Origin of the sequence: Brevibacterium sp., assembly GCF_052105255.1 — a bacterium.
Lineage (GTDB): Bacteria > Actinomycetota > Actinomycetes > Actinomycetales > Brevibacteriaceae > Brevibacterium > Brevibacterium linens_B.
The window spans coordinates 3,942-8,109 of the sequence record NZ_JBQDYQ010000091.1 but is presented as its reverse complement, the minus strand read 5'-3'; the positions used below and the strand labels follow the sequence as shown (position 1 = coordinate 8,109).

4 protein-coding genes are annotated in these 4,168 nt (G+C 65.5%); 3 read left to right on the top strand and 1 reads right to left on the bottom strand.

All coding sequences use genetic code 11. The features are described 5' to 3' along the window. Nucleotides 1–134 precede the first annotated feature (134 nt). Nucleotides 135–1,568 carry an adenylosuccinate lyase gene (gene purB / locus ACTIIH_RS15385; protein ID WP_441452743.1) on the bottom strand — a complete coding sequence of 478 codons (1,434 nt, stop codon included), beginning with the start codon at nt 1,566–1,568 and terminating at the stop codon, nt 135–137. Between the two features lie 251 nt (nt 1,569–1,819). On the opposite strand from purB, the gene ACTIIH_RS15380 reads away from it, so the two are divergent. The 3 genes from ACTIIH_RS15380 to ACTIIH_RS15370 all read left to right on the top strand — a co-directional run. Beyond that, the gene (locus ACTIIH_RS15380; protein ID WP_441092104.1) at nt 1,820–2,065 is read left to right on the top strand and encodes a hypothetical protein; all 246 of its coding nucleotides are present in this window, start codon (nt 1,820–1,822) and stop codon (nt 2,063–2,065) included. Further along, entirely contained in the window at nt 2,062–2,802 is a 741-nt protein-coding gene (locus ACTIIH_RS15375) for a hypothetical protein (RefSeq protein WP_441452742.1), read from the top strand. Before ACTIIH_RS15380 ends, ACTIIH_RS15375 begins: the two co-directional genes overlap by 4 nt. Further along, nucleotides 2,799–4,168: hypothetical protein (locus ACTIIH_RS15370; protein ID WP_441452741.1), on the top strand; the 1,370-nt coding region annotated here is incomplete at its 3' end. The genes ACTIIH_RS15375 and ACTIIH_RS15370, both read left to right, overlap by 4 nt.

Here is a 4,168-nt window from a genome sequence, read left to right as displayed (position 1 = left end):
AAGGTGATGGGAACCGACGAGAAGGTCCCCGAGTTCACGACGACCTTCGACATCCCTTCCGTCTGACCCTCGAGAAGCGAGGCCGGTCTTCCGAATTCGGACGACCGGCCTCGATGTGTCGTCAGCGTCGTGGTTCAGCCCTCGCTGACGGCCTTCCAGTCCGCGACCTCGGACTCAGCGAGCTGAGCCGCGACACCGGTGTAGGTGGCAGGTGTCAGAGCCTTGAGCAGTTCGGCGCGCTCCTCGGGCAGCCCGAGACCGTCGACGAACGTCTGCAGATCGGCCTGGTTGATGCGCTTGCCGCGAGTGAGTTCCTTGAGCGTTTCGTACGGATTGTCCATTCCCGGCGCGCCCTGCAGCCCGGCGGCGCGCATGACCGACTGGACGGCTTCACCGAGGACCTCCCAGTTGCCGTCGAGGTCGGCGGCCAGAGCTTCCTCGTTGATGGCGAGGGCTCCGAGACCTTTGACCAGATTGTTGAGTGCGAGCACCGAGTGGCCGAAAGCGACACCGATGTTGCGCTGTGAGGTCGAGTCGGTGAGGTCGCGCTGCATCCGCGAGGTGACCAGCGTCGAGCCCAGGGAATCGAGAAGAGCACAGGAGAGTTCGAGGTTGGCTTCGGCGTTCTCGAACCGGATCGGGTTGACCTTGTGCGGCATCGTCGACGAACCGGTCGCACCGGCGACGGGAATCTGCTTGAAGTAGTTCATCGAGATGTAGGTCCACATATCGGTGGCCAGATTGTGTGCGATCCGGTTGAACCGAGCGAGATCGGCGAACAGTTCGGCATTCCAGTCGTGGGACTCGATCTGAGTCGTCAGAGGGTTGAAGGTCAGCCCGAGACGGTCTTCGACGAAGGTGCGGGCGATCTGCGGCCAGTCGGCTCCCGGCACGGCCGCCAGATGCGCCGAATAGGTGCCCGTGGCGCCGTTGATCTTGCCGAGGAACTCGGTGGCGGCGATGCGCTCGTACTGGCGGCGGAGGCGGTGGACGAAGACCGCGAGTTCCTTGCCCATCGTCGTCGGTGTGGCCGGCTGACCATGGGTGTGGGCGAGCATCGGAACCTCGGCCATTTCCGTGGCGGACTCGGCGAGAGCGTCGATGAGAGCCTTGGCTCGCGGCAGCCACACCTGTTCGGTGGCGCCCTTGATGCCCAATGCCCAGGACAGGTTGTTGATGTCTTCGGACGTGCAGCAGAAGTGGACGAGCTCGCCGAGATCCTGGGCGCCGATCGTCACTAGGGCTTCTTTGATTGTGTATTCGACGGCCTTGACGTCATGGACGGTGACGGCTTCATGAGCGGCCAGCGTGGCGATGGTGTCGGCGTCGAAGTCGGCGGCGAAGGCGCGCAGTCCGTCGACCTCATCGGGGGTGAGGGTGCGTACACCCTCGATCACCGAGTTCTGTGCGAGGTGGATGAACCACTCGATCTCCACCGTGATGCGATTGCGGTTGAGAGCCGCCTCGGAGAGGTGATCGACGAGGTCAGCGGTGTCTTTGCGATAGCGACCATCAAGCGGTCCGAGAGCGATGGCGGGCGAGATTTCGGCAAGGGAAACAGTCGGCATGCCCTCATTTTCTCATGAGCGGCGAATCGGGTCGGCACCCGTCCGGGACTACCGGCCGGTAGACGCGGGAGGAGTGCGGGACTCGAGCGTCGTCCCCTGTGGATTCCGCGGTGACTTCGACATCACGGCCCTGTGGACGCTCGAGGCTCTTCCCCAGGCCCGAAATCGAGGCTTTCTCTCCTGCGCTGGGGCCTCCTACGGTCGAGGGATTCGGGCACGGATGCCGGACGGACAGGCGGGAGGGCTGAGGCATGATCACGGATGAGTTGGAGCGCAATCGCGAGCAGTGGAGACGGCGAGCGCAGGTGCTGCACTCCCTGGCGCAGAGCTGCCGCCGGATCAACGGATGGGATTCCCCAGCAGGAAAGCTGTTCGATGACCGGGTGGCCTCATGCGCGGAGTCGATCGACCGGCTGGGTGAGCGGGCGGAGAAGCTCGCCGAGGCGTACGACCTCCACCTGCAGGTCGTGTCGGCAGGCGGGCGGATCCAACTGTGAACGCCCGCCCCGCCGCACGTGAGACAGCAGGGATCGACAGTTGGATCGTCGTCGACCTCGACCGGATCACCCGGCTGCCCGAACGGCTGCGTCGGCTCTGGCCGCCCGACCTGCTCCCGCGCCGGATCGAACGGGACTGTCCTTCCGCCTCGGCGACGGTGGGGCGGGGCAGCGGCGCCCCGGAATCGGTCGGCGCAGGTACGGGAACTCTCGCCGCGGCCCCGGGACAGGCCGAGGGCGGTGGAGGCGCGAAACGGGATCTCGATGTGCTCACCGCCTGGCTGCGAGGATTCGCCTCCGAACTCAATCGGGTGAGCACGCGCATCAGTGTTGTCGTGTCATCGGGAACCGAAACCGTTCACCTGGCGCTGTGCCTCGGGCCGGGTGTCGGAAACGCGATCTTGGCACTGCAGGGGGAGGGACTTGAGGACTTCGCGCAGCACCAGCTGCTGCGCCGGATCGAACCGGGACGGATCGGGCACGTGGTCGAGGATCTTGCCGAGCTCGTCGAACAGGACTGCGTGCTCACGCTCAGCTGGGCGTGCGGACAGGGAGCCACGGGGCTGGAGTTCCTCCGCCGAAAGGGTGGGACGTGGTTCCGGCCGGTCATCGAGCGCGACGGCGATTCCGTCACCGTCGACGACGACGTCGCTGCAGGAGATGCGGCGGTGCGGACGCTGCTGAGCGCCGTGCTCACACGGACACTGACGGCAGGGGCTGCGAAAGGCCCGCAATGATCGATTCGACGACGCGCGGCGGTGGGCGGATCACCGTCGATGAACGCGCCGATGGCAGCGGGGACGCACTGCAGACCGTCATCACGGACATCGGTGAGCTGTCCGTCGAAGCAGCTGTCGGAGACTTCGATCTCGCGACCCTCCTCACCCAGGTCCCGGCTCCCGTGACAGCGCTCAACCTCGATGCCTGCCGGATCCGATTCCACAGCCAGCTGACCGCCTCGGTGCTCGAGCTCGAGGCGACACTGCTCGCCGTTCGGACCGCCGCCTTCGCCTACCGTCAGGCGGAGGAGGGCCTCAGCGAAGTCTTCGGCGGACTGCTGGACACTCTCGGCTACGCGACCGGCCGCGTCATCGCTCTCAGCCTGCCTGTCATCATTCCCGTCGCACTCGTGGTCGGGGCTCAGGTCGTCGCGGTCACGAAGATCCTCGACGTGACCGGACTCGATGATGTCATCACCAAACAGTTCGGCATCGACCTGGGCAAGACGAAGGCGAAAGCGAAGGAAGCGCTGATCACGTTCGTGTTCGAACAGTCCGATGTCACGGGAGCCGTCATCGAGCACGTGCTGCCGGGCTTCGTCGTCGGATTCCTCGGGCTGCCTCCGGTCCTCCTCGACTCCGCAGGCGACCACGCCTTCTGGCCGCACGATTCGACGTCGATGACGATCTGGGTCCTGGCCGGTGCGAATGCGTTCGGACTGCTGCTGCCCTCCGATGTCGAGGTGTGGAGGGCGAAAGGGCTGACGCCGCCGCACGAAGAGCCGCCCCGTGATGTCGACGACCTCTTCATCCGCGAAGCGAACTGCCACCGCGGATCCGACTCCGGACAGGTCCGCATCGAGGAGATCGTCGGACCCGATGGGACGACCCGCTATATCGTCTACGTGCCGGCCACCACGGATTGGTCGCCGAATCCGGGAGACAATACGACCGACCTGACGACGAACGTGCAGGGGATGGCCGGCAACGACACCGTGATGCGCGAAATGGTGCGCCAGGCGATCGCCGACGCCGGTATCGGGCCCGACGCCGAGGTTATGCTCGTCGGCTACTCGCAGGGAGGGATCACCGCAGGTTCTCTGGCCGCGGACCCGGCCTTCCTCGACGATGTCAACGTCACGGCACTGATGACGGTGGGGGCTCCGGTCTCCGACTTCGCCGTCGATGAGGGAATCGACGTGCTCTCGATCGAACACGAACAGGACCTCGTGCCCGATCTCGACGGCAACGAGAACCCGACGACGAAGAACTGGTCGACGGTGACCGTCGACTATGACCCCGATGAATTGCGCAGAGTCCCCGAGCTCGCGGACAAGACCGATGCCGAACTCGACGAGATGTTCGCCTCGGCCGGGGCGGCGCA